Origin of the sequence: Thermomonas sp. XSG (assembly GCF_014678725.1) — a bacterium.
Classification (GTDB): domain Bacteria; phylum Pseudomonadota; class Gammaproteobacteria; order Xanthomonadales; family Xanthomonadaceae; genus Thermomonas.
Genome location: NZ_CP061497.1, coordinates 449,611 through 472,572, shown reverse-complemented (window position 1 = coordinate 472,572; position 22,962 = coordinate 449,611). Strand labels below are relative to the sequence as shown.

General features: G+C 68.5%; 19 protein-coding genes, 1 tRNA gene and 1 pseudogene. 14 read left to right on the top strand and 7 right to left on the bottom strand.

Going from position 1 to position 22,962, the window contains the following annotated elements; all coding sequences use genetic code 11:
• Positions 1-4: 4 nt before the first annotated feature.
• The 6 genes from thrA to ICG51_RS02130 all read right to left on the bottom strand — a co-directional run bounded on the left by thrA (position 5) and on the right by ICG51_RS02130 (position 8,168).
• Complete coding sequence (gene thrA, locus ICG51_RS02155; protein ID WP_190281411.1) at positions 5-2,491, bottom strand: bifunctional aspartate kinase/homoserine dehydrogenase I; 2,487 nt, start codon at positions 2,489-2,491, stop codon at positions 5-7.
• Positions 2,492-2,686: 195 nt separating this feature from the next.
• Positions 2,687-3,943 (bottom strand): dicarboxylate/amino acid:cation symporter, encoded by a 1,257-nt coding sequence (locus ICG51_RS02150; protein WP_190281409.1) that lies wholly within the window; start codon positions 3,941-3,943, stop codon positions 2,687-2,689.
• Positions 3,940-4,713, bottom strand: a complete 774-nt coding sequence (locus ICG51_RS02145) for a hypothetical protein (protein ID WP_190281407.1) — start codon at positions 4,711-4,713, stop codon at positions 3,940-3,942. The genes ICG51_RS02150 and ICG51_RS02145 overlap by 4 nt, the downstream gene beginning before the upstream one ends.
• Positions 4,714-4,817: 104 nt before the next feature.
• The gene (locus ICG51_RS02140; RefSeq protein WP_190281405.1) at positions 4,818-5,693 is read right to left on the bottom strand and encodes a MurR/RpiR family transcriptional regulator; all 876 of its coding nucleotides are present in this window, start codon (positions 5,691-5,693) and stop codon (positions 4,818-4,820) included.
• The gene (locus ICG51_RS02135) at positions 5,677-6,783 is read right to left on the bottom strand and encodes a dipeptide epimerase (protein WP_190281403.1); all 1,107 of its coding nucleotides are present in this window, start codon (positions 6,781-6,783) and stop codon (positions 5,677-5,679) included. Before ICG51_RS02135 ends, ICG51_RS02140 begins: the two co-directional genes overlap by 17 nt.
• Positions 6,780-8,168 (bottom strand): SH3 domain-containing protein, encoded by a 1,389-nt coding sequence (locus ICG51_RS02130; RefSeq protein ID WP_223809494.1) that lies wholly within the window; start codon positions 8,166-8,168, stop codon positions 6,780-6,782. Before ICG51_RS02130 ends, ICG51_RS02135 begins: the two co-directional genes overlap by 4 nt.
• Positions 8,169-8,493: 325 nt before the next feature.
• Between ICG51_RS02130 and ICG51_RS02125 the strand changes: the two genes are divergently transcribed.
• The 5 genes and pseudogenes from ICG51_RS02125 to ICG51_RS14405 all read left to right on the top strand — a co-directional run bounded on the left by ICG51_RS02125 (position 8,494) and on the right by ICG51_RS14405 (position 16,093).
• Positions 8,494-11,490, top strand: a complete 2,997-nt coding sequence (locus tag ICG51_RS02125) for a TonB-dependent receptor (RefSeq protein WP_223809493.1) — start codon at positions 8,494-8,496, stop codon at positions 11,488-11,490.
• A gap of 94 nt (positions 11,491-11,584) precedes the next feature.
• Complete coding sequence (gene lysA / locus ICG51_RS02120; protein WP_190281400.1) at positions 11,585-12,838, top strand: diaminopimelate decarboxylase; 1,254 nt, start codon at positions 11,585-11,587, stop codon at positions 12,836-12,838.
• Positions 12,835-14,394: a serine hydrolase gene (locus ICG51_RS02115; protein ID WP_223809492.1), complete on the top strand. Its 1,560-nt coding sequence runs from the start codon at positions 12,835-12,837 to the stop codon at positions 14,392-14,394. The genes lysA and ICG51_RS02115 overlap by 4 nt, the downstream gene beginning before the upstream one ends.
• Positions 14,333-15,079, top strand: a pseudogene (locus tag ICG51_RS14410) (M15 family metallopeptidase); the annotation flags it as partial. The gene ICG51_RS02115 and the pseudogene ICG51_RS14410, both read left to right, overlap by 62 nt.
• A gap of 3 nt (positions 15,080-15,082) precedes the next feature.
• Positions 15,083-16,093, top strand: coding sequence for a serine hydrolase domain-containing protein (locus ICG51_RS14405; RefSeq protein ID WP_255428748.1), 1,011 nt, complete (start codon positions 15,083-15,085; stop codon positions 16,091-16,093).
• A 24-nt stretch (positions 16,094-16,117) separates the two neighbouring features.
• Here the strand turns inward: ICG51_RS14405 and ICG51_RS14430 are convergent, their stop codons facing one another.
• Positions 16,118-18,781, bottom strand: a complete 2,664-nt coding sequence (locus tag ICG51_RS14430; RefSeq protein ID WP_190281394.1) for a methyl-accepting chemotaxis protein — start codon at positions 18,779-18,781, stop codon at positions 16,118-16,120.
• Positions 18,782-18,988: 207 nt separating this feature from the next.
• On the opposite strand from ICG51_RS14430, the gene ICG51_RS02100 reads away from it, so the two are divergent.
• The 9 genes from ICG51_RS02100 to ICG51_RS02060 all read left to right on the top strand — a co-directional run bounded on the left by ICG51_RS02100 (position 18,989) and on the right by ICG51_RS02060 (position 22,914).
• Positions 18,989-19,064, top strand: a tRNA-Ala gene (locus tag ICG51_RS02100).
• A 176-nt stretch (positions 19,065-19,240) separates the two neighbouring features.
• Positions 19,241-20,470, top strand: a complete 1,230-nt coding sequence (locus ICG51_RS02095) for an integrase arm-type DNA-binding domain-containing protein (RefSeq protein ID WP_190281392.1) — start codon at positions 19,241-19,243, stop codon at positions 20,468-20,470.
• Between the two features lie 68 nt (positions 20,471-20,538).
• A complete protein-coding gene (locus tag ICG51_RS02090; RefSeq protein ID WP_190281390.1) occupies positions 20,539-20,769 on the top strand; it encodes a hypothetical protein in 231 nt (76 codons plus the stop codon).
• The gene (locus ICG51_RS02085; protein WP_190281389.1) at positions 20,766-21,047 is read left to right on the top strand and encodes a hypothetical protein; all 282 of its coding nucleotides are present in this window, start codon (positions 20,766-20,768) and stop codon (positions 21,045-21,047) included. The genes ICG51_RS02090 and ICG51_RS02085 overlap by 4 nt, the downstream gene beginning before the upstream one ends.
• Before the next feature lie 3 nt (positions 21,048-21,050).
• Positions 21,051-21,545: a hypothetical protein gene (locus ICG51_RS02080; protein ID WP_190281387.1), complete on the top strand. Its 495-nt coding sequence runs from the start codon at positions 21,051-21,053 to the stop codon at positions 21,543-21,545.
• Positions 21,546-21,635: 90 nt separating this feature from the next.
• Positions 21,636-21,842, top strand: coding sequence for a helix-turn-helix domain-containing protein (locus ICG51_RS02075; RefSeq protein WP_187570950.1), 207 nt, complete (start codon positions 21,636-21,638; stop codon positions 21,840-21,842).
• A complete protein-coding gene (locus tag ICG51_RS02070) occupies positions 21,839-22,138 on the top strand; it encodes a head-tail connector protein (protein WP_190281385.1) in 300 nt (99 codons plus the stop codon). Before ICG51_RS02075 ends, ICG51_RS02070 begins: the two co-directional genes overlap by 4 nt.
• A complete protein-coding gene (locus tag ICG51_RS02065; RefSeq protein ID WP_190281383.1) occupies positions 22,135-22,311 on the top strand; it encodes a hypothetical protein in 177 nt (58 codons plus the stop codon). The genes ICG51_RS02070 and ICG51_RS02065 overlap by 4 nt, the downstream gene beginning before the upstream one ends.
• Positions 22,312-22,410: 99 nt before the next feature.
• A complete protein-coding gene (locus ICG51_RS02060; protein WP_190281381.1) occupies positions 22,411-22,914 on the top strand; it encodes a hypothetical protein in 504 nt (167 codons plus the stop codon).
• Positions 22,915-22,962 lie beyond the last annotated feature (48 nt).

The window sequence follows — 22,962 nt, the reverse complement described above, 5'->3', positions numbered from 1 at the left end:
GCGCTCACAGCCTGGCTCCCAGCGCTGCGGCCAGCCGCAGCAGGTCGGAGAACACGCCGGCGGCGGTGACTTCCGGCCCGGCGCCGGGGCCTTGCACGACCAGCGGGTTGTCGCAGTAGCGGCGGGTGGTGAACGACACGCAGTTGTCCGTCAGGCGCAGGTGGGCGAAGGCATGGTCGGCGGGAAGTTCGCGCAGCGCAACGGATGCCTGGCCATTACGCTCCAATCGGGCGACATATCGAAGCACGCAGCCCTTGGCGTGGGCGGCGTCCAGCCGGGCCCGCATCGGCGCGTCCAGCGTTTCCAGCCCGGCCATGAAGGCGTCGCGGTCGGCGCCGCGCAGGGCTTCCGGCACCAGGCTTTCCACCTGCACGTCGGCCAGCGACAGCGGCATGCCGGATTCGCGCGCCAGGATCACCAGCTTGCGGGCCACGTCGGTACCCGACAGGTCGTCGCGGGGATCTGGTTCGGTATACCCCAGCGCATGCGCCTCACGCACCAGCGTGGAGAAGGGCTTGCTGCCGTCAAACATGTTGAACAGCCAGGCCAGCGTGCCGGAGAAGATGCCGTCGATGGCGATGAGTTCGTCGCCGGTGTCCAGCAGGTCGCGCAGGGTGGAGATCACCGGCAGCCCGGCGCCCACAGTGGCCTCGTAGCGGAAGCGCGCGCCGCTTTTCGCCTGTGCCTCCCGGATCGCTTCGTAGCGCTCCAGCGGCCCGGCGCCGGCCTGCTTGTTCGGGGTGATGACGTGGATGCCGGCGGCCAGCCAGCCGGGGTAGCGCTGCGCGACGGCGTCGCTGGCACTGCAGTCGATGACCACGGCGTGGGGCAGGTGCGCGTCCAGCAGCTGCGTGGCCAGCAGGTCGAGGCCATCCGCGGACGGCGCGGCCTGCATCCGCGCGCGCCAGTCGGCTTCGTCGCCGTGATCGCACAGCCACAGCGAGTTGCGGCTGGCCAGCGCGCGCAGGCGCAGGTCGATGTTGTGCCGCTCGCGCAGCCGCGGCAGCGCCGCCTGCAGCTGGTCGAGCAGGGCGCTGCCGACCTTGCCGGGGCCGATCACCGCCAGGGCCATGGTCTGCGGTGACAGCCAGAACGCGGCGTGCACGGCGCGCAGCGCGCGCGCGGCGTCGGCGGAATCGATCGCCACCGAGATGTTACGCTCGGACGCGCCCTGGGCGATCGCGCGGATGTTGACCCGGGCGCGTGCCAGCGCATCGAACATGCGCGCCGCCACGCCCGGCGTGCCGGCCATGCCGTCGCCCACCGCGGCGAGTACGCTGACACCGGCCAGCATCGTCACGCCCTGCACCTGTGCCCCGGCCAGTTCGCGGGCGAACGCCTCGCGCAGCGCATCGCGCGCGGCCGCCGCTTCGCGCTGGTGGACGACGCAGCAGATCGAATGCTCCGAGCTGCCCTGCGAGATCATCACCACCGAGATGTGCGCGGCATGCAGCGCCGCGAACACGCGCTCGGCGGTACCGGGCACGCCGATCAGGCCCGCGCCTTCCAGGCACACCAGCGCCAGGTCGCCGCCCAGGGTGAGTCCCTTCACCGGGCCGGCGGCGCTGCGGTCGCCATCGGCGTCGATGCGGGTGCCGGGGAAATCGGGACGGAAGGTGTTGCGCATCAGGATCGGCAGGCCGCGCGCGATGGCCGGCGTCATCGTCTGCGGGTGGATGACTTTGGCGCCGAAGTAGGCCAGCTCGCAGGCCTCGCGATAGCTCATCGCGGTCAGCGGCACCGCTTCCGGCACGATCCGCGGATCGGCCGAAAGCACGCCATCGACATCGCTCCAGATGTGCAGCTCGTCGGCGTTGAACAGGCTGGCGAAGATCGCCGCGGAATAGTCGCTGCCGTTGCGGCCCAGCGTGGTGGGCAGGCCGTGTTCGTCGCGGGCGACATAGCCGGTCACGTTGACACGCGACTGTGGGTGGCGCGCGCGCCAGTCGGCCAGCAGCGCCGCGCTGGCATCCCAGTCGACCACCGCGCCGAGGTCGGTATGGCGCACCACCAGTACCTCGCGCGCGTCGAGCAGGGCGTAGTCGCCGCCGCGCTCGCGCAGGTGCGCATGCAGCAGCGCGGTCGAGAGCAGTTCGCCCATGCCGTGGATGCGCTCGATCGCGGTGCGCCCCGGCTGGCGCAGCAGCGAGGCGGCCTGCAGGAGGTCGGCCAGCTCGCCGCACAGTGCGTCGATCCGGGCCAGCAGGGCGTCGGGCTGCGCCAGCAGCGCGCACGCCGCCTCGCGATGGCGCTGGCGCAGCGCTTCCAGTGCAGGCTTCCATTCGTCGCCGGCGGTGGCCGCTGCACCCAGCGCGACCAGTGCATTGGTGGTGCCGTGCATGGCCGAGGACACCGCGACCTGGCGCGGCGCGTCGTCGGCCAGCAGCAGGCCGGCGACGTGCCGGATGCGGCTGGCATCGGCCAGCGAGCTGCCGCCGAACTTGTGCGCGCGACAGACGGGTTTGGGGGGAGCGGACTGCGACGATTCCATGGAGCCTCCGGTGGAAGCCCCGCGTCGCATCGAGTCGGGATTCGCGCCCCGCCTCATCGCTGCGGGGGCCGTTGTCTGGGATGGTGTCTTATCCAGGCATGACCGACCGCACCGGCGTGGTACCGGTGGTAATGGTCGTGGTGGTGGTCATGCGGAAGGACATGGGTCGACTCTGCTGCACTGCAGCGAGGGCTGTCAAGCGGTGGTTGCGGATGGAACGGTCGACTCCGGCTCTCCGCTGCGCGCCGCCACCACCGCCGTCGCGGTCATGTCGCCGGTGACGTTGCCGACCGTGGCCAGCACGTCGGGGATCGCATCCACCGCCATCAGCACCGGCAGCGGGGCGATCGGCAGGCCCATCGCGGAAGTGACCGGCAGGTTGGTGGCGAGGAAGATCGCCTGGCCGGGCAGGCCCACCGAGCCCATGCTGACCAGCACCGACAGCGCGACGCCGGTGGCGAGCTGGGCCGGGGTGAGCGTGACGCCCAGCGCCCAGGCGATGAAGCAGGCGGTGGCGAGGTACTGGATCGGCGAGGTGATGCGGAACAGCGACACCGCCATCGGCAGCACCAGCCCGGACACGCGGGCGGGGATGCCCAGCCGGTTCTGCGCGCTGTCCAGCATCGCCGGCAGCGTGGCCAGCGAGGACTGGGTGCTGGCCGCCACCGCCTGCACCGGCACCAGGCCGCCCATGAAGTGGCGGAACCTCCGCTTGCCCACGGTCACCGCCACGGCGATCAGCAGCACCACCGCCAGTACGTACAGCGCGCATTCCAGCAGGATGTAGATGCCCAGCGCCTGCAGCATGCCCAGGCCGGCGCGCGCGGTCAGCGCCAGCACCAGCGCGAAGATGCCGGCCGGCGCGGCCCACAGCACCCAGTGCACGATCACGATCATGGCATCGCTGACCGCCTTGAGCAGGCCGACCACCTGGGCGCGCGGCTCCGGGGCGAGGCGGGTCAGGGCGAAGCCGAAGAACAGTGCGAACGTCACCAGCGGCAGCATCGCCGACGCCGCGGCGGCCGCCACGGCATTGCTGGGGACGAGGGCGACCAGCGCATCGGCCCAGCCGCCGGACGGCGTGGCGATGTCCTGCGCGTGGCCGCGCAGCGCGGCGGCCACGGCGGGGTCGGGCTGCAGCATCGACAGCGCCAGCGGCGCCAGCACGGCGGTCATCGCCGCGGCGGCGGTCAGCAGGACCACGAAGGACACGATGGCCTGCCGCGCGACCCGCCCGGAGTGCGCGGCATCGCTGGCCTGGTTGATGCCGACCACCACCAGCGCGAACACCAGCGGCACCACGGTCATCTGCAGCGCATTGAGCCAGAGCTTCCCGAACGGTTCGACGACGGCGGCGATCCGCAATCCGGCGTCCGGGGCCAGCCATGCCAGCAGGATGCCGAAAACGATACCGGCGACGAGGCCGGTGAGGACGCGTGCGGTCTGGCTCACGGGGACACCTCCGGCAGCTTCCACTCGTGTTTCAGCGCGGCGTACTGCGCTTTCGGCAGCAGCACGAACACCGGCTTGCGGCGCGCGTCCAGCCACCCCAGCAGCGCGTCCATGCTGGCCGGGGCCATCGCGGTGCAGCCGGCGGTGGTCTCGCCGGGCGCCTTCCACAGGTGGGCGAAGATGCAGCTGCCGCCCTGGCGCGCCGCACCGCCTTCGTTGTGCTCGATCACGAAGCCCTCGCGGTAGCGCTGGTCGCCATCGGCGTGGAGGTCGCGGCGCATCGGCTCGCTGGACTGGTCGAGGTGGGGCGCCTTGACCACGCTGCGGTCGATGATCCGGTTGTAGTAGTTCGAGGCCGGCACGTCGATGCACCAGTCGTTGGCGGTCATCGCCTGGTAGTGCAGGCCGGTGTCGGCGCGGTCGGCGTAGCCGAACGCGGTGCCGACGGCGAACACGCCGGCTGGCGCCTTGCCGTCGCCCTCGCGCTTCACCGGGCCATCGCTGCGCGCGGCGTTGAGGCCGAGGCCCCAGCCGCTGCCGTTGCGGCCCAGCGTCACCGGCAACGCGTCGCCGACCTGCGTCCAGCCGTCGCCGTCGCGCTCGAACCGGCGCAGTTCACCGCCGGTGGCATCCCAGTCGGCGGAGGTGACCAGCACCAGCTGGCCTGCGTCCGCCCAGTGGCTGGCGTCGGCCGCGGGGAGGGGGGCGTTATGGGCGCAGCCTGCAACGAGAAGGGCAAGCAGGGCGGTGGCGGTGCGTCGGATCGGCATCGTCGTGGAGTCCGGGAAATTGAAGGATCGTAGCGGGCTTTTGCCGGTGGTTTCCGGCTGCGGGGGAATGACGCCATCGCCTCGCAGCCATCCGGTCCGGGCCATCACGGCTCCAGCAACGGCTGGATGCGCTCCAGCGTTTCCTGCAGGCGCGCGCGGCGGGCGCCGTCGGCCTCGTACAGGCGGATGAACAGCCGGTCCAGCAGGTGCTGCAAGGCGGAGTGGTAGAGCAAGGGTTCGATGTGCGTGCGTTCGTCGTGCGCAGACACCAGCATCGCCAGGTCGGCCTGCGCGCGCAGGGCGTTGGCGCTGTGGCGGGTGATGGTCACCACCTTGCCGCGCTGGCTGCGCATATGCCGCGCCAGTTGGCCCAGCGCGGGCTGCTGGCCGTGCTCGGAGAACGCCAGCAGCACGTCGTCCGGCTTGGCCGCGGACAGGCTGGCGGTCATGTGCGCGGCGTCGAAGTTGTGCACCGTGAGGATGCCCAGCTGGGCCAGCCGCAGCGCCAGGGTGCGCGCGTGCAGGTCGTCTTCGCCCAGGCCGATGATGAACACGGTGCGGGCGCGTCCGATCGTGTCGGCGACGGCGGTCAGGGTGCCGGGCGGGTTGATCAGGCGGGTGGCTTCCTCGGCCTCCGACTTGCGCAGCCACAGGCCGTAGCCCTGCGCGGCCGCATGCGAGGCATCCTGCGGCAGGGGCTGCGCGCCGCCATTGCTGTCGGCGCGGATCACCGCCTCGTTGATCGCCAGCTTGAGGTCGGGATAGCCCTTGAAGCCCAGTTTCTGGCAGAACTTCACCACGCTGGACTGGCTGATGCCCAGCGCGTTGGCCAACTGCTGCGAGGAGTAATCGCGCATCAGCTGGGCGTTCTCGACGATGAAGTCGGCGATGCGCCGTTCGATCGCCGACATGCGGTCGCGTTCGGAGCGGATCTTGACCAGCGCCGTGCCCACCTGGATCGCCTCAGGCGGCCAGGTCATGCGCGGGGGCGAGGCCTTCGATGTGGCGGATGCCAAGGCCAGGTGCGTCGGTCACGCTGATCTCCGATTCGTTGAACACCACGCCGCTCTGCACCGGGTCGAAGCGGCACAGCGACGGCCCGTCGAGGTCCACCTTGCTGATCACGTCAGACTTCGCCACCGCCAGGTGCACGGCTGCGGCCACGCCGATACTGGATTCAAGCATGCAGCCGATCATGCAGTCGATCCCGTACAGGCTGCAAATATCGGCGATCTTGACCGCGTTGGAAATGCCACCGGTCTTCATCAGCTTGATGTTGACGATGTCGGCGGCGCGCATGCGGATCAGCTCCACCACCTCGCGCGGGCCGAACACGCTTTCGTCGGCCATCACCGGGGTGTGCACGCGCTCGGTGACGTAGCGGAGGCCGGCCAGGTCGTGCGCCTTGACCGGCTGTTCGACCAGCTCGAGCTTGACCCCGGCGTCCTCCAGCGTCTGCAGCGCATACACCGCCTGCTTGGCGGTCCAGCCCTGGTTGGCGTCGAGGCGCAGCAGGGCGCGGCCTTCCACCGCGGCGTGGATCGCCTTGGTGCGCTCGATGTCCAGACCGATGTCCTTGCCCACCTTGATCTTCAGCGATTCGAAACCGCGCTCCACCGCCGCCAGCGAGTCCGCCACCATCTTGTCGATGTAGTCCACGCTGATGGTGATGTCGGTGGTGATGGCCGGGTCGCCGCCGCCCAGCAGCTGGTAGATCGGCGCGCGGTACAGCTGGCCCCACAGGTCGTACAGGGCGATCTCCACCGCTGCCTTGGCGCTGGTGTTCTTCTCCATCGCGCCCTGCACCAGGTGGGTGAGGTGGTTGAGGTTGGCGATCTCGTGGCCGATCAGGCGGGGCGCGATGTAATGGCGGATGGCGTCGACGATGGAGCCGTGGGTGTCGCCGGTGATGACCGCGGTGGCGGGTGCGCTGCCGTAGCCCACGTGGCCATCGTCGGTGTGCACCATCACCACCACGTCCTCCACCTGCTCGACGGTGCGCAGCGCGGTCTTGAACGGGGTTTTCAGCGGCACGCGCAGCATGCCGAAGCGGATGTCAGTGATCTTCATTGGGCGGCTGCCACCTTGACGATGTTGGTGATGCGGTCGACGTAGTCGTGGTCCTTGCCGAAGCGCAGCGGCAGCAGCGGGGTGACCGAAACGCCGTTGAGGCCGAGCGAACGCGGCTTGCCGTCGGCGCCGAGGTAGCTGCCGCCGTTGGTGTCGTGGATCACGTAGGGCATGCCGTCGATGTCGCCGATGTACATCATCACGTGCCCGGGGATGTAGATCAGATCGCCAACCTGCATCGCCCTCACCGCCGCCATGCGCTTGTCCCGGCCGTCCTCCGGCGCGAAGCTGGTGCGCGCGAACACCGGGCTCTTCGCCTGGTCGCCGGTGTTGCGCGGCAGCTGCACGCCCATGCTGCGGTACACGTCGGAGACGAAGCCGCTGCAGTCGCGGCCGTTGTACGAATGGCCCCAGCCGTAGCGTTCGCCGAGGAACTTGAAGGCCTGGCGGAGGATGTTGGCGCGGGTCAGCGGCAGGTAGTCGGCGCGGCTGTCGGCGATTTTCTGCAGCAGTGCGGGCGCGAACGCCAGCCGGCCGTCGGCGTTGCGCACCGGCAGCGACAGGGTCCATGCGCTGTAGGGGTGCTGGCCGTTGACCGGCTGGTCCGGCGCTGCCTGCGCCAGCGGCACGCGCGTGCCCATGTCCAGCTGCAGTTCCGACAGGCGCGGCTCCTCGCGGGTGAACACGGTGCGCGGCTTGGCGCCGGTGATGATCCGATAGGGCGCGCGCTGGCCGTAGCCCAGCACGGCGTCGCGGGAGCCTTCGGCGATCGCCGTGGCCTCCACCCACGCGGCGTAGCGCGGGCTGACCACGAACAGCCATTGGCCGTCGCTGCTGGCATGCGCGATCACCACCGGGTCGCCCGGGAACAGCGCGCTTTCCTGGAAGCGGTCGATGTCGGCGTCGTCGTTGCTGTTGAACACGCGCAGAGTCGTCGGGAAGGCGCGCAGCGAGGCACGCTGGACGGCCAGGCCGAAGCGGGTCGGCTGGCTGGCGGGGATGGCGTCGAGCGCGCGGTTGGCGACGATGGCATCAAGGGCGGTCCTCGCCACTGGATTGCCGGCCTCATCCCAGAGCGCGCGCGTCGGCGGCGAGGCCAGTCCGGTGATCCAGCCGGCCACCTGCGTGCGCGCCAGCGTTGCCGGCAACGCGGTCAGGTCGTGCATCGACGTGTCCTCGCGCAGCAGCCGTGCGTTGCGGGCGTCGATGGCGGCGCGCGTCATTAGCGGTGCATCCGGCGCCTTGCTGCGGGCGATCCAGAAATCCGGGCTGAGCTGGGCGTCCGCAACGCCGATGACGCCGTGCGCAGGCACCTGCAGCGGGGTGGTCTGCGGCGTGCGCGCCATGCCTGGCATCGCCACCAGCGCCAACGCCAGGGTTAGCATGCGTAAGGCCGGCATTCCGGCGCGGGTGGATCGCGTGGATGTCATTCCCACTCCTTCAAGAGGTTGTCTGCCGCCGGGTGATGACCGGTACGGGCGATGCTGCGGATTGTGCACTGCGGAATATGTGATTCGAGATTGTTATACGCCAAGAATAAATTATTGACCATACATTCGCTGCGTGTTACACAGCCAAGACAGTCGCTGCCGATGGCGGAAGAGGGGCGGGAATCCCGCACGCCGCGGCATCCAGAACAATCCAATCATCGACCGGGGAGAGGTTATGAGCAGCACCCGCAATTTGCGCAAGTCCGTACTCAGTATCGCCATGGGCTTGTGCCTCACGTCGCTGGCGGCCTCGCCGGTCCTCGCGCAGAGCGCCACCGGTGCCGTGGCGGGGCGTGCCAGCGCCGGCGACCAGGTGGTGCTGGTCAACAACGCCACCGGCGCCAGCCGCACGGTGACCGTCGGCAGCGACGGCAGCTACCGCGTCAGCCAGCTGCCGGTAGGCGACTACAGCCTGCAGGTCAAGCGCGGTGGGCAGGGCGTGGGCCAGACGCTGGCGGTGAGCGTGTCGCTGGGCGGCACCACCACGGTCAACCTCGGCAGCGAAGGCAACCTGACCAATCTCGATGCGGTGCAGGTTGTCGGCTCGCGGGTGGTCAACCGCGTGGACGTTCAATCCACCGAGACCTCCACCAACGTCAATCGCGAGGAAATCGCGCGCATGCCGGTGGATCAGAACCTGACGTCGGTGGCGCTGCTCGCGCCCGGCGTCATCACCGGCAATTCCTCGTTCGGCGGCATGTCGTTCGGCGGCTCCTCCGTGGCCGAGAACTCGGTCTTCATCAACGGCCTCAACGTCACCGACTTCTACCGTCGCCAAAGCTTCTCGGCAGCGCCGTTCGCGTTCTTCCAGGAATTCCAGGTTAAGACGGGTGGCTACTCGGTCGAGTTCGGCCGCAGCACCGGCGGCGTGATCAATGCGGTCACCCGCTCGGGCAGCAACGAGTTCAAGGCCGGTATCGAGACGACCTTCGAGCCCTCCGCATGGCGCGCCGCAGCCGACGACCACCAGTTCGACGGTATCGACGGTGACGGCAAGCCGTCCTCCGCGACCTACCGGGCCAACCACGATCGCAGCAGCTTCATGAAGGCCAACGTCTGGGCTTCGGGTCCGATCATCAAGGACAAGCTGTTCATCTTCGCGATGTACGAACAGCGCCAGAACTCCTCGCGATACACCAATTCGGCCGGCACCACTTGGAGCGACAGCAAGTCCGACAACGGCTTCTGGGGCACCAAGCTGGACTGGAACATCAACGACGACCACCACCTGGAACTGCTCGCGTTCTCCGACGAGGGCGATACCGGCACCGACGCCTACGGCTACGACTACGGGACCGCCACGGTTGGTGCCTTCACCGGCACTTCCACCTCCGAAGGCGGCGGCAAGAACGGCTCGATGACCTATACCGGGCACTTCGGGCAGAACTTCACCGCCAAGGCGATGTACGGCATCAACCGCAGCAGCAGCCTGGTGTATTCGCCGGCCGACACCCAGTGCGCGCAGGTGTTGATCGACAGCAGCTACAACACCGCCTACAACGCGATGGGCAAGCCCGCGGTCAGCTGCCATCCCAGCAGCTCCGCTTCCGTGGTCCGCCACTTCGACGAGCGCAAGGTGGCCCGCCTGGATTTCGAATGGGCGCTGGGTGACCACCTGCTGCGCTTCGGCATGGACCGCGAGGAGATGGTCACCGATCGGACCACCCGCTACCCCGGCACCACCGGGATGCGCTACACGGTGTTCGGCGCCACCCCAGGCGCAGTGCTGGACAACGGCTCCACCGTCCCCACCGGCGTCAATGCGATCGTGATGGGCCGTCGTCGCGTCGATGGCGGCGTGTTCGAGACCACCGCCAACGCCTACTACCTCGAGGATGTCTGGAACATCACGCCCAGCTTCGTGCTGAACCTCGGCGTGCGCGTGGACAGCTTCGACAACAAGACCGCGGCGGGCACCAGCTTCATCAAGATCGACAATCTGGTTTCGCCGCGCCTCGGCTTCTCCTGGGACATGCGGGGCGATGGCACCAGCAAGTTGTTCGGCAACCTCGGTCGCTACTACCTGCCGGTCACCAACATCATCAACTACAACTTCGCCGGTGGCCTGATCGACGAGCGCACGTTCTACGCGTTGGGCGGTTGGCGTGCCGCCACCAATCCGGTGACCGGTTCGGCCTACATGGAACCGATTCTGGGCAACCAGATCGGTGCGGTCGATGACTCCTACAACCTGTCGGTGGCGGACCTGCGCCAGAGCGTGGACCGCGATCTCGAGGCGGTCTACCAGGACGAGGCGATCCTCGGCTTCCAGCAGATGATCAACCAGGCCTGGTCGTGGGGCGTCAATGCGACCTATCGGCGCATGCCGAATGCGATGGATGACATCCGCATCAACCATACCCCGTGTGGTCCCACCGGCACCCTGTGGCCGATCGGCAACCCCGGCGACAAGCTGACGATCTGGGGCACCAAGGCGATGGGCTGTGCCACCGACGGCTGGATCACCATCGATACCTCCAAGGACGGCTACAGGAAGGGCGGCAGCGGTGAGGTCATCGGCTACTCCCAGCCCAAGCGCACCTACAAGGCGCTGGAGTTCCAGATCGACCGCGCCTGGGACGACAAGTGGGCGTTCAATGCCTCGTACCTGTGGTCGAAGTCGGAGGGCAACCATGAGGGCCCGGTCAACTCCGATACCAACTATGGCGACACCGGCATGGTCCAGCACTGGGACCACCCGGCCAACAACGAGCGCTACGGCGACCTGTTCAACGACCATCGCCACCAGATCAAGCTGCGCGGCGCCTACAAGCTCAACGAGATGTGGTCGTTCGGTGCCACCTTCTCGGCGCTCTCGGGCGGTCCGATTACCGCGTTTGGCGTGGCCTGGCCGGATGACAGCCTTGGTGCGGGCAGTTTCGTGACCGAAGGGTCTGGTGGCGGTTCCGGCTGGCTGTGCGTGCAGAACTGCGACAAGGCGTGGAACGAGCGCGTGTTCAGGCAGACGCCGCGCGGCGAGTTCGGCCGCATGCCGTGGATCTACAACCTCGGCGCCAACGTGACCTGGACCCTGCCGGTGCCCGGCGTGGACCTGAAGGTGCGCCTGTCGGTCTTCAACCTGTTGAACGAGCAGGAAGTGATCAACGTGCGCGCCCGCTACGAGAAGGGTCCGGGCGTGAAGCGCGCGCTGTTCGGTACCGGTACCCGCTGGCAGTCGCCGCGCTACTCGCAGCTGGTCATGACCTGGAACTTCTGATCCCTGCGCTGCATCCCTGTTTGATTTGCGGTTCCCCCTGGAGGCGGCCCTAGCCGGGCCGCCATTTTTTTTGAACAGAACGGAAGTGCGCTGGATGGACGCGACAACGGGTACGGTCGAGGGCGTGGCGCTGGCGACGCTGGCGGCGCGCGAAGGTACGCCGCTTTACGTGTATTCGGCGCCGGCGATCCGCGGGCGCGTTCGCGCACTGCGCGATGCGCTGGCGGGGCTGGATGCCGGCATCCGCTACGCGGTCAAGGCCAACGGCAACGGCGCGATCCTACGGCTGCTGGCAGCCGAAGGCGCGGGTGCGGACATCGTTTCCGGTGGCGAGATGGAACGCGCGTTGCGCGCGGGCATCGCCGCGGACGACATCGTGTTTTCCGGGGTCGGCAAGACCGACGCGGAGATCGACGCGGCGCTGGCCGCGGGGATCGGCCGTTTCAACGTGGAGTCGCGTGCGGAGCTTGATGCCATCCAGCGCATCGCGGCCGCCCGCGGATGCGTCGCGGTGGCGTCGGTGCGGATCAATCCCGACGTGGACGCGCTCACCCACGCCAAGATCTCCACCGGCAAGGCGGAGAACAAGTTCGGCGTGCCGACGGAGGAGGCGCGGGCGTGGTTCGACGGCGCCGCGCAGTGGCCGAACCTGCGCCTGGACGGACTGCATATGCACATCGGCTCGCAATTGCTGAGCCTGCAGCCGGTGCGCGAGGCGCTGCAGCGGATGGCCGCGTTCTGGCGGGAGCTGGAAGCCGCCGGCCATGCCATCGCCAGCATCGATGTCGGTGGCGGCCTTGGCGTGCGCTACCGCGATGGCGAAGTGGCGCCGGAGGCGGCTGAATACGCGGCCGCGATCCGCGAAGCGCTGGCCGGTTTCGGCGGACGCATCCTGGTGGAGCCGGGTCGCTGGCTGATGGCCGAAGCCGGGCTGCTGCTGACCCGCGTGGTGCTGGAAAAGCAGGGCCGCGCGCGCCGCTTCCTGATGCTGGACGCGGGCATGAACGACCTGCTGCGGCCCAGCCTGTACGACGCCTGGCATGACATCGTGCGGGTCGGCGGCGATGCCGGCCGCGAGCAGGTGGCCTACGACGTTGTCGGGCCGGTCTGCGAAACCGGCGACACCTTCGCCCGGCAGCGCGACATGCCGCGCTGCGAGGCCGGCGACCTGGTCGCCATCCTCGGCGCCGGCGCCTATGGCGCGTCAATGGCATCGACCTACAACTCGCGCCCGCTGGCGGCGGAAGTGCTGGTGGAGGATGGCCGCTACGCGGTGATCCGCAAGCGCCAGGATTTCGATGCGATGATCGCCGACGAACGCCCCGCGAACGAATGGAAAAGCGCATGAAGCCCGCCCTTGTCCTGTTGCTGGCCCTGCTGCTGCCGGCCGCCGCATCCGCCGCAGCGCCGGCAGGGCCGGACCCGCAGGCCATCGACGCCACCGTGCGCCAGGTCATCGCCCGCTACAGGCTGCCGGGCATCGCGGTGGGCGTGATCGAAGACGGCAAGGTGGTCTTCGCCCGCGGCTACGGCGAAACCGTGCATGGCAGCGGCGATCCGGTGACGGACAAGACCCTGTTCAAGATCGCCTCCAACAGCAAGGCGATGACCGCGGCGGTGCTGGCGCGGCTGGTGCAGCAGGGCAAGTTGCAGTGGGATGATCCCGTGGTGAAGCACCTGACGGCGTTCGCGATGCATGACCCGTGGGTCACCGCGCACATGACGGTCAGCGACCTGCTGGTGCACAACAGCGGCCTGCCCGAAGGCGGCGGCGACCTGATGCTGTGGCCGGAACCCAATCATTTCACCCGCGACGACATCGTGCGCGGGCTGCGCCACATCAAGCCGGCCTACGGCTTCCGCGCCGGCTATGCCTACGACAACCTGCTGTACGTGGTGGCGGGGCAGGTGGCTGCCGCGGCAGGCGGCGCGTCCTACGAGGAACTGGTGCGGCACGAGCTATTCGCCCCGCTGGGATTGTCCGGCTGCCGGGTGGGTGAGTTCGCCCTGAAGGACGCCGGCAGCGTGGCGCAGCCGCACGGGCGCGATGGCGATGCGATCGTGCGCACCCGCGGTGATGCCGACATCATTCCCGCGATTGCTTCCGCGCCAGCCGGCGGCATCCGCTGCACGCTGGACGACATGCTGGTCTGGGCCAACAGCTGGCTGGCGCCGACCGATGCGCAGAAGGCGTGGCTGGGCGAGGCGCAGCGCGCGGAGATGTGGAAGGCGCGCACGCCGATGCCGATCTCGCGGCTCAAGCGGCAGTGGGATAACACCCATTACTACGCCTATGCCTATGGCTTCCGCCTGGCCGACGTGGACGGCGAGTGGACGGTCTCGCACACCGGGACGCTGGGCGGCATGTATTCGATGATGATGCTGTTGCCGGATCGCAAGTCCGGCTTCGTGTTCATGATCAACGGCGACGGCGGCAGCGCGCGCACGGTGTTGGGCACCGCGCTGCTCAAGCTGTTCACTGCCCCGGAAAAGTCTCTGGGCGTGGCTGGCTATGCTGACGCGCTGGCCACGCCGCCGCCGGCCGCGGCGTCGAAGCCTGCCTTGCCTGACATCGCCCGGCGTCAGCCGGTTTCCGCGAGCGAGCTGCGTGAATGGTTGGGCGTCTGGCGCGACCCGTGGTTCGGCGAGGTGCGGATCTGCGCGGTCGGCGAGGCGGTGGAATGGCGCGCCGCCAAGTCGCCGAAGATGCATGGCCGGATCAGCCGCCTCGACGACCGGCACCTGCTGGTCTGGGACGACGAGGCGGTGGACGAAAACGCGTGGCTGGCATTCTCCCGCGAGGGCGGCAAGGCCCGGTTGCACATGGCCAAGCTCAATCCCGATGGTGATTTCAGTTCCGACTACGAGGACTTGGCCTTCGTGCGGGAGCGCGGCTGTGAGTAGGGCATTGCTGCTGGCGGCGCTGCTGGCCTGTGTTGCGCCGCTGCGTGCCGGCGAACCGCCGGTGCTGTCGCCCGCGCGCAGCATGGACGAGGCGGGGCTGGTGGACATCCGCACGCTGGTGCCGGACCTGTCGCAGGAGATCCGCTACGCCGGCAGCCACAACTTCGTCGGCGTGCCCATCGACGGCTACCTGGCGCCCCGCTGCTGGCTCAAGCGCGAAGCCGCGCAAGCGCTGGCGCGGGTGGAAGCTTCGCTGCGCAAGCAGCACCAGCGCCTGCGCGTGTACGACTGCTACCGCCCGGCGCGCGCGGTAGCGCAGTTCGTGCGCTGGATGGACGATGCGGCCGATACCCGCACCAAGGCCGAGTTCTATCCCGACCTCGACAAGCCGCAGCTGCGTGGCGTCTACATCGCACCTGTCTCCGGGCACAGCCGCGGCGGCACCGTCGACCTGACCCTGCTGCAGTGCGACGCCCGGGGCGCCGCGTGTACGCCGCTGGACATGGGCACCGCCTTCGACTTCTTCGGCACCCGCGCGAATACCGACAGTGCCGAGGTCAGCGCCGTCCAGCGCGCCAACCGCCACCGGCTGCGCGATGCGATGGCGGCCGAGGGTTTCGCCAACCTGCCCGAGGAGTGGTGGCATTTCCGCCTCGATCCGGAACCTTCCCCCGACCGGTATTACGACGTGCCCGTGACCGCGCCCCCGACCCGCGACGCCGCCATCGATGCGCTGATGCAACGCTATGAGGGCGAAGCGCCCGGCGCCTCCCTGCTGGTGCTGAAGGACGGCGCGGCGGTGGTGGCGCGCGGTTATGGCCGCGCTGAGCTGGCGCGCGACATCGAAGCCGGCCCGGCCACTGCTTACCGGCTGGCGTCGGTCAGCAAGCAGTTCACCGCCGCCGCGATCCTGCTGCTGGCACAGGACGGCAGGCTGTCCATCGATGACCGGGCGCGCAAATGGTTGCCGCCGCTTCCGGACGCCGCCGCCGCGATCACCTTGCGCCAACTGCTGACCCACACCTCGGGGCTGGTGGACTACGAAGACCTGATGCAGGAGCCGTACGACGGGCAGATCCGTGACGCCGGGGTGCTGGCGTTGCTGGAAAAGGAAAACCGCCTGTACTTCGCGCCGGGCAGCGCCTACCGCTACAGCAACAGCGGCTATGCGCTGCTGGCGCTGGTCGTGGAGCGTGCCTCGGGCATGGCCTATCCGGACTTCCTGCGCAGCCGCATCTTCCAGCCGCTGGGCATGGACGGCAGCCTGGCCTACGTGGCCGGGGGGCCGGAGGTGTCGCACCGGGCCTTCGGCCACAGCGAGATCGACGGCCGCTGGCAGCGCACCGACCAGAGTTCGACCAGCGCGGTACTGGGCGATGGCGGCATCTATTCGAGCATCGACGACCTGGCGCGCTGGGACGCGGCGCTGTACGACGACCGCCTGTTGTCGGACGCCTCGCGCGCGCTGGCGTTCGCCCCGCACGTGAAGGTGGTGGGCGAGGGCTTCGACGCGCACTACGGTTTCGGCTGGCGCATCACCGGCGACACCCTGTGGCATTCCGGTGAAACCATCGGCTTCCGCAACGTCATCGTGCGCTGGCCGGCGCAGCGGCTGACCGTGGTGCTGCTCAGCAACCGCAACGACCCGGAGCCGTACAGGACTGCGCTGGAGATCGGCGCGCTGTTCCTGGGCGACTGAACGATCGTGGCGTCCGCCTGCGCCTCAGCGCAGGCGGAACACCGCCACCACCTCCGCCAGGTCGTCGGCCTGCTCCTGCAGCGAATGCGCCGCGGCGGTGGCCTGTTCCACCATTGCCGCGTTCTGCTGGGTCACGCCGTCCATGTGGGTGATGGTCTGGTTGACCTGCTCGATGCCGGTGCTCTGTTCCTGCGAGGCGGCGGAAATCTCCGCCATCAGGTCGCTGACCCGGCGCACCGCTTCGACGATCTCCTGCATGGTGCCGCCGGCCTGCGCCACCAGTGTGGCGCCCTGGTCCACGCGTTCGACCGAACTGCCGATCAGGCCCTTGATCTCCTTGGCGGCTTCCGCGGAGCGCTGCGCCAGCGCCCGCACTTCGCTTGCCACTACCGCGAAGCCGCGGCCCTGCTCGCCGGCGCGCGCGGCTTCCACCGCGGCATTCAGCGCCAGGATGTTGGTCTGGAAGGCGATGCCGTCGATCACGCCGATGATGTTCTCGATCCGCCTGGACGCCGCGGTGATGCCATCCATCTGCTCCACCACCTGTTCGACTACCGCGCCCCCGCGGGAAGCCACGTCGGCGGCGCCGGTGGCCAGCTGGCGCGCCTGTTGGGAAGATTCGGCATTGTTCTTCACCGTGGAGGTCAACTCCTCCATCGACGCCGCGGTTTCCTCCAGGCTGGCTGCCTGCTGTTCGGAGCGCGCGGACAGGTCGCTGTTGCCGGCGGCGATCTCCCGTGCGGCGGTGCGGATCGCGTCCACTGCGGCCTGCACCCGCTGCATCGTTTCGGTCAGGCGCTCGACCGTGGCATTGGTGTCGTCACGCATCCGCCCGAACACGCCGCGGTAGTCGGCGGTGATGCGCTGGGTCAGGTCGCCGCGGGCCAGCGCCGCGAGCACGCGCTGGACGTCGGACATCGTGCCGGCGTTCGCGTCCAGCATGCCGTCCACGCCCTCGGCCAGGCGGCGGAAGAAGCCGCTCTTGCCTGCGACTTCGATGCGCTTGGACAGATCTCCGGCGGCAGCTGCCTCGATGACTTCGCCGACTTCCGCCTCCACCGCGACTTCCTGGCTGCGGTCGCGCCATTCCACCACCACGCCCAGCCGCTCGCCTTCGGGTGACACAACCGGCGCCGCGGTCTGCACGAACACCGCGCTGCCGAATGCCAGTTCGCGCTGGTCGATCGCGTCGAGCCGCGCCGGATCGAAGCTGCGTTCCGGCTGCAGCTGCGCCAGCGGTTGGCCTTCAAGCTGGTCCAGGTCGGCGCGCGGGAGGTAACGGGCAAGGGTAGGGCGGTACTGCCCCAGCAGGTTGCGCATCGCCGGGTTGGCATAGGCCACGCTGCCATCGGCGCCGGCGATCAGCATGGCGGTTCCGGCGTTGTCGAGTGCGATCCGCACCCGCTGGTTCTCGGCGGCGACCTGCCGCTCGGCGTCGAGGCGCGCCTTCAGATCGGCCTGCATCTTGCGCAGCGCGCGTGAGACCCGGCCCACCTCATCCTCGCCGCCTGCTGCGATGGGATAGTCCAGCTGGCCCGCAGCCACCGCGTCCACGCCCTGAACAATGCCGCGCAGCGGCGCGCCGACGAGTGCGCGCAGCAGCAGCACCACGACCACCACGAGCAGCAACACGCTGGCGATGCCGACCAGAATCACCCGGTTGCGGACCTCGGCCACGCCGGCCATCACCGCATCGGCCGGTGCGGTCACCATCAGCGCGAAGGCGTCCGGCGAGCGACCGACGGTGACGGGGACGTAGACGCGGAACACCTCGCCCTGCACAAACGAGCCGGTCTCGCGCCGGCGGACCGTTTCGCCCCTGGCCAGTGCCGCCAGCACGTCGCGCAGGTCCTGCTTCCACGGTTTGCCGAGCAGCTCCTTCTCCGGTGCCGCCAGCACCATTCCGGTGGGCGATAGCAGGCGCACCACGCCGCGCTGGTAGGGCCGCACCTTGGCGAGATTGGCCTGGATGGCATCCAGGCTGATGTCGGTACCTGCCACGCCGCGGAACTGACCGTCGACCTTGAGCGGCACCATCAGGCTGGTCATCAGCACTTGCTTGCCGGAAATCTCGTCGGAATAGGGTTCGAACATCAGCTCGTCGCCGCGATCCCTGACCGCTGCGTAGTATTTTTCGGCCTTGTCGCCGGTTACCACGAGGTTGTTCTCGGCGCCCACGGCATCCTGCAGGGAAACCTTGCCCGAGGGCTCGCGCGTCCAGTACACCGACATCCGCCCGGCATCGGTGCTGACCTGCTGGGCGGGATCCAGCGCGGCCACGAAGGCGTCGCGTGCTTCCCCGGTCGGTTCGCCCGCGGCCCAACTGCGGACGAATTCGGCATCACGCCCGTCGAAGCCGTCGGGCTCTATCTCCAGCCAGTAGCCCAGTATCGCCGGGTCGTTTTCGGAGAAGCGGCGTACCAGGGCGGAGGCCTCGCCGCGGGTGCCGTCACCGCGCGCCATGATCGCCAGCGTGGCATCGGCCAGTCCACGGACGCGGGACAGGGTTTCGGTGGTGGAGCCCCGGACCTTCGCCGCCTCCGCCCTGGCCAGCTGTTCCAGCTCGTCCATGGCGGTGGCTTCCTGCACCTGCGCCGCCTTCTGCTGGATCATCCATGCCGCCCCGGCGAAGCAGAGTGCCGCCACAGCGCCCAGGACCAGCGCCGTACGCGCCGTGATCGACCGCATTCCCGCACCGACCGTCATGATGATGCCCCCTGCAGGGAAGAAGAGCCGGGGCAGAGCGCCCCAGACGTGGCATGGCCTCGTTCACGATATCGCCATCGCCGGCAGGATCTTGAGCGGCCAGCCCCAGCGTCCGCCACGGCGCCGGGGAGCATCCCGACGGGGAGTTGGCAGCACGCAATCGCCCCCGTATAATCGCCACTCCCTCATGGGGCCATAGCTCAGCTGGGAGAGCGCGTCGTTCGCAATGACGAGGTCGGGAGTTCGATCCTCCCTGGCTCCACCATTTAACAATCCGTCACTGTTCGCTGGTGTACGTCAAGGGCTTGATTCTTAAGGGAAATCCCCAAGAATCAGGCCCTTTTTGTTTGCCCGCGTCCGCAGCTGACCGTTGCAATCCGGGGGCATTTGGGGGCACGTTTGGGGGCATCGGCCGATTCTGGCCATTCCGGATGCCCCCAGATGCCCCTATCCGACACCGCCATCCGCAAGGCCAAACCGGCGGACAAGACGCAGCGCCTGTTCGACGGCGGCGGCCTGTACCTGGAGATCACCCCGGCAGGCGGCAAGCTCTGGCGCCAGAAGTACCGGTTCGGCGGGAAGGAGAAGCGCCTCGCGCACGGCACCTATCCGGAGGTGAGCCTGGCCGAGGCGCGGGACCGCCGCGACAACGCCCGCAAGCTGCTGGCTGCCGGCACCGACCCGGGCGAGCACAGGAAGGCCGAGAAGCAGGCCGGCGAGGATCGCGCCGCCAACAGCTTCGAGGCGGTCGCGCGGGAGTGGTTCGGCAAGTTCGCACCCAACTGGGCGGCATCGCACGCCGGCAAGATCATGGGCCGGCTGGAGAACGACCTGTTCCCGTGGATCGGCAGCCGCCCCGTTGCCGAGATCAAGGCGCCCGAGCTGCTGCGCTGCCTGCGCAGGATCGAAAGCCGTGGCGCACTGGAGACCGCGCACCGCGTGCTGCAGAACGCCGGGCAGGTGTTCCGCTACGCCATCGCCACCGGCCGGGCCGACCGCGACCCGTCAACTGACCTGCGCGGCGCGCTCGCCCCGTGGAAGCCGCAGCACTATCCCGCGCCGACCGACCCGAAGGCCGTGGGCGAGCTGCTGCGCGCGATCGACGGCTACACCGGCGGCAACGTGGTGAAGGCCATGTTGCGCCTGGCGCCGCTGGTATTCGTCCGCCCCGGCGAGCTGCGGCAAGCCGAGTGGGCAGAGATCGATCTGGAGGCCGCGGAGTGGAACATCCCGGCGCACAAGATGAAGATGCGCGAGCCGCACATGGTGCCGCTGTCCCGGCAGGCCATCGAGATCCTGACCGACCTGCAGCCGCTCACGGGCAACCGCGCCCACGTCTTCCCCGGTGGCCACGATCCGCGCAAGCCGATGAGCGAGGCCGCGCTCAACGCCGCGCTGCGGCGCATGGGCTACGACAAGACCACGATGACCGCCCACGGCTTCCGCGCGATTGCGCGCACGCTGCTGGATGAGGAACTGGGCTTCCGCCCCGACTACATCGAGCACCAGCTCGCGCATGCCGTGCGCGATCCGAACGGCCGCGCCTACAACCGAACCGCCCACCTCGCCGCGCGTCGCAAGATGATGCAGGCATGGGCCGACTACCTGGATCGCCGGCGCACCGATACCGGCAAGATTCTGGAGTTCAAGAAATCCGGCAGCCGCCGGTAGCAAGCGGTGCGACGACGGTGCGCTATCACCGCCGCCGCACCTTCCACAACCGAAAGGAGACTTCGATCATGGCAACTGCAATTGTAAAGCCCGACACCCTGGACGCGGCGGATACGCTGTTCGATGACCTGACCGACCTGCGCGCAATGCTGATCTGCGTGACCGGTGAGGGGATGCAGGGATTCGCCGCGCTGTCGGATGAGGTGCAAGAGAGCTACCTGTTCGCGATGCAGCGTCGCGTCGATTCGGCGCTGATTGGCTTGCGTGCACTGACCGCCAGCATGAGGAGGCCGGCATGAGCATCATCGACCGCGACGAATACCTGCGCCGCGTCAACAGGGTTGCATCGGACCTGGTAGCCGCCACCAGCCGGCAGGGCCCTGCGGCGAGTCGGCGGGATGCTGCGCTCGCATCGGTTGTGAACCTGGCCGCTATCCAGATCGACGCCGCGCTGCCCACGATTCGCGCCGGCGCCGAAGCGCTCGGCAATACCGACCTGAGCCGCACCATGTGGATGGTTGCCCATCTGCTGGAAGGGCTGCACGAAAAGCTGGAAGCCGCAGAGATTGAAGGCTGAGAGATGACCGGCAAGAAGCCCACGAAGCCCCCCGCTGAGGCGGGGGCAGCACCCGATGAGCTGGCCGACACCTGGGGCATTTGGCTTTCGCTGCGGTGGGGATTCGATCTGATCGGCTGGGATGCTGGCGTTGCGCAGCTGCCGCCCAACATCGGGGCAAGGATCACCCTTCAGCGGCACCGCGATGGGCTGCTGTCGGCGTTGGAGGCTCGAGAGGATGAGGTCATAGCCGACAAGCTCGAGCTCATGGCCCGAACGTTGAGCATGGCGAGCGCAAAGCCGCTAGCGATGGCCGGGCTGGCGGGCAAGCGCGGCGGCGAGAAAGGCGCTGCAGCAAGCCGGGAAACGCGCCGCGGCGAAGGCTCAAAGCGCCACGCAATCATCGTCGCGCTGCGCGACTATGAAGGCCCAGAGGCTGCGCGCGTTGCCACGCTGGCGAAGCGCACCGGCGCTACTGCCAAGTATGTCCGGCAGGTACTTAGAGAAATCGGAACCTGAGGCTCCTACAGGTTCGCGGCTTCGACGGAATCTGTCCTTACCGGCACGCATACGCCGGGACACCTGCAACCAAACCGCAGAGGACAGATCATGCAGAACAGCACCGCCGCGCCGCTGGCGCACACCGTGAACGATGCCTGCCGCCGGCTCGGCATTTCCCGCACCACCATCTACCAGCTCATCGCCGACGGCCAGATTCGGACGTTCAAGGTCGGCACCCGCACGCTGGTTCCCGAGGCCGATCTGCGGCGCTTCATCGCCGACAAGCTGGGCGAGAACCTGGAGGCAGCCGCATGAGCATCGTGTTGCTTGCCGACTACCGCGCCATGCTGCGCGAGGCCCAGAGCGTCGAACTGGATGCGGTACTCCAGAGCCATCTGGATGCCGCCGAGCTGGAGGCGTCGAAGTTCGTCGGGTTCGACGTCGAGGTTGAGTTCGATCCGAGCCCGGTACCGGCCGACATCAAGGCCGCGATCATGTTCCTGGCACAGACGATGACCGACCAGATGCCGCCGGAGGAAAGCAACATCCGCCGGGCGCGCGCCGAGTCGCTGCTGAGGCCGTACCGGCGCGAGACGGGGATCGCGGCATGAGCGAGAACCGGGACATCACAGTCAAGGCCTGGCCGCTGGAAGACATCGAGCGCGAGCTGGAGACGATCCTCAGCGAAGCCGCCTCGCTTCCGCCGGCGCCAACCGCCGAACGTATCAGCGCCAGCGCGCAAGCCGCGTTGCTCACGCTGCGGAAGCTGCTGCACAGCCGGTAAAGCGAAAGCCCAACCGCGGCGAACGGCTGGGCTTTCTGAGAGCGCATCGAGGGCATCGGATGCGGGGCGAGTGTAGCACCGCCCCGCCAAGGAAACGGCATGGCAACAGATAAGCGATGGCGCAACAAGGGGCGGCAGCAAGGCCCGTCATTCGTCCGACTTCCGCATTTCGTCCTGCGTTCGCCCCAGTGGGTGGCGCTGAGTGGAACGGCAATCAAGCTGCTGCTGGAGCTGGCCGGGCAGTACAACGGCCGCAACAATGGCGACCTCAGCGCGACCTATACCGACATGAAGGCGCGCGGGTGGGCAAGCAAAGACACGCTGCATCGAGCGTTGAGGGAGCTGGAGGCCGGCGCGTGGATCGTGCGCACCAGGCAAGGCGGCCGGCACATCGGCTGCAACCTGTATGCCTTGACCTGGGAGCCGGTGGACTCCTGCGACGGGAAGCACCAGCACCCGGTTTCAGGCAGGGCGACGCACGCATGGAAAAACGCAATTGGTGCCCCGGATTCCGGACAGCGAAAGCCCGAAAATCGGACTGCAAGACCCCTCGAAGTCCGAAATCCGGACTGCGAGACTGTCCGCCTGCGTCCGGCTGCGTAGGGAGACCGGAACTCTTGCAGTCCGAAATTCGGGCACCCTTATAGAATC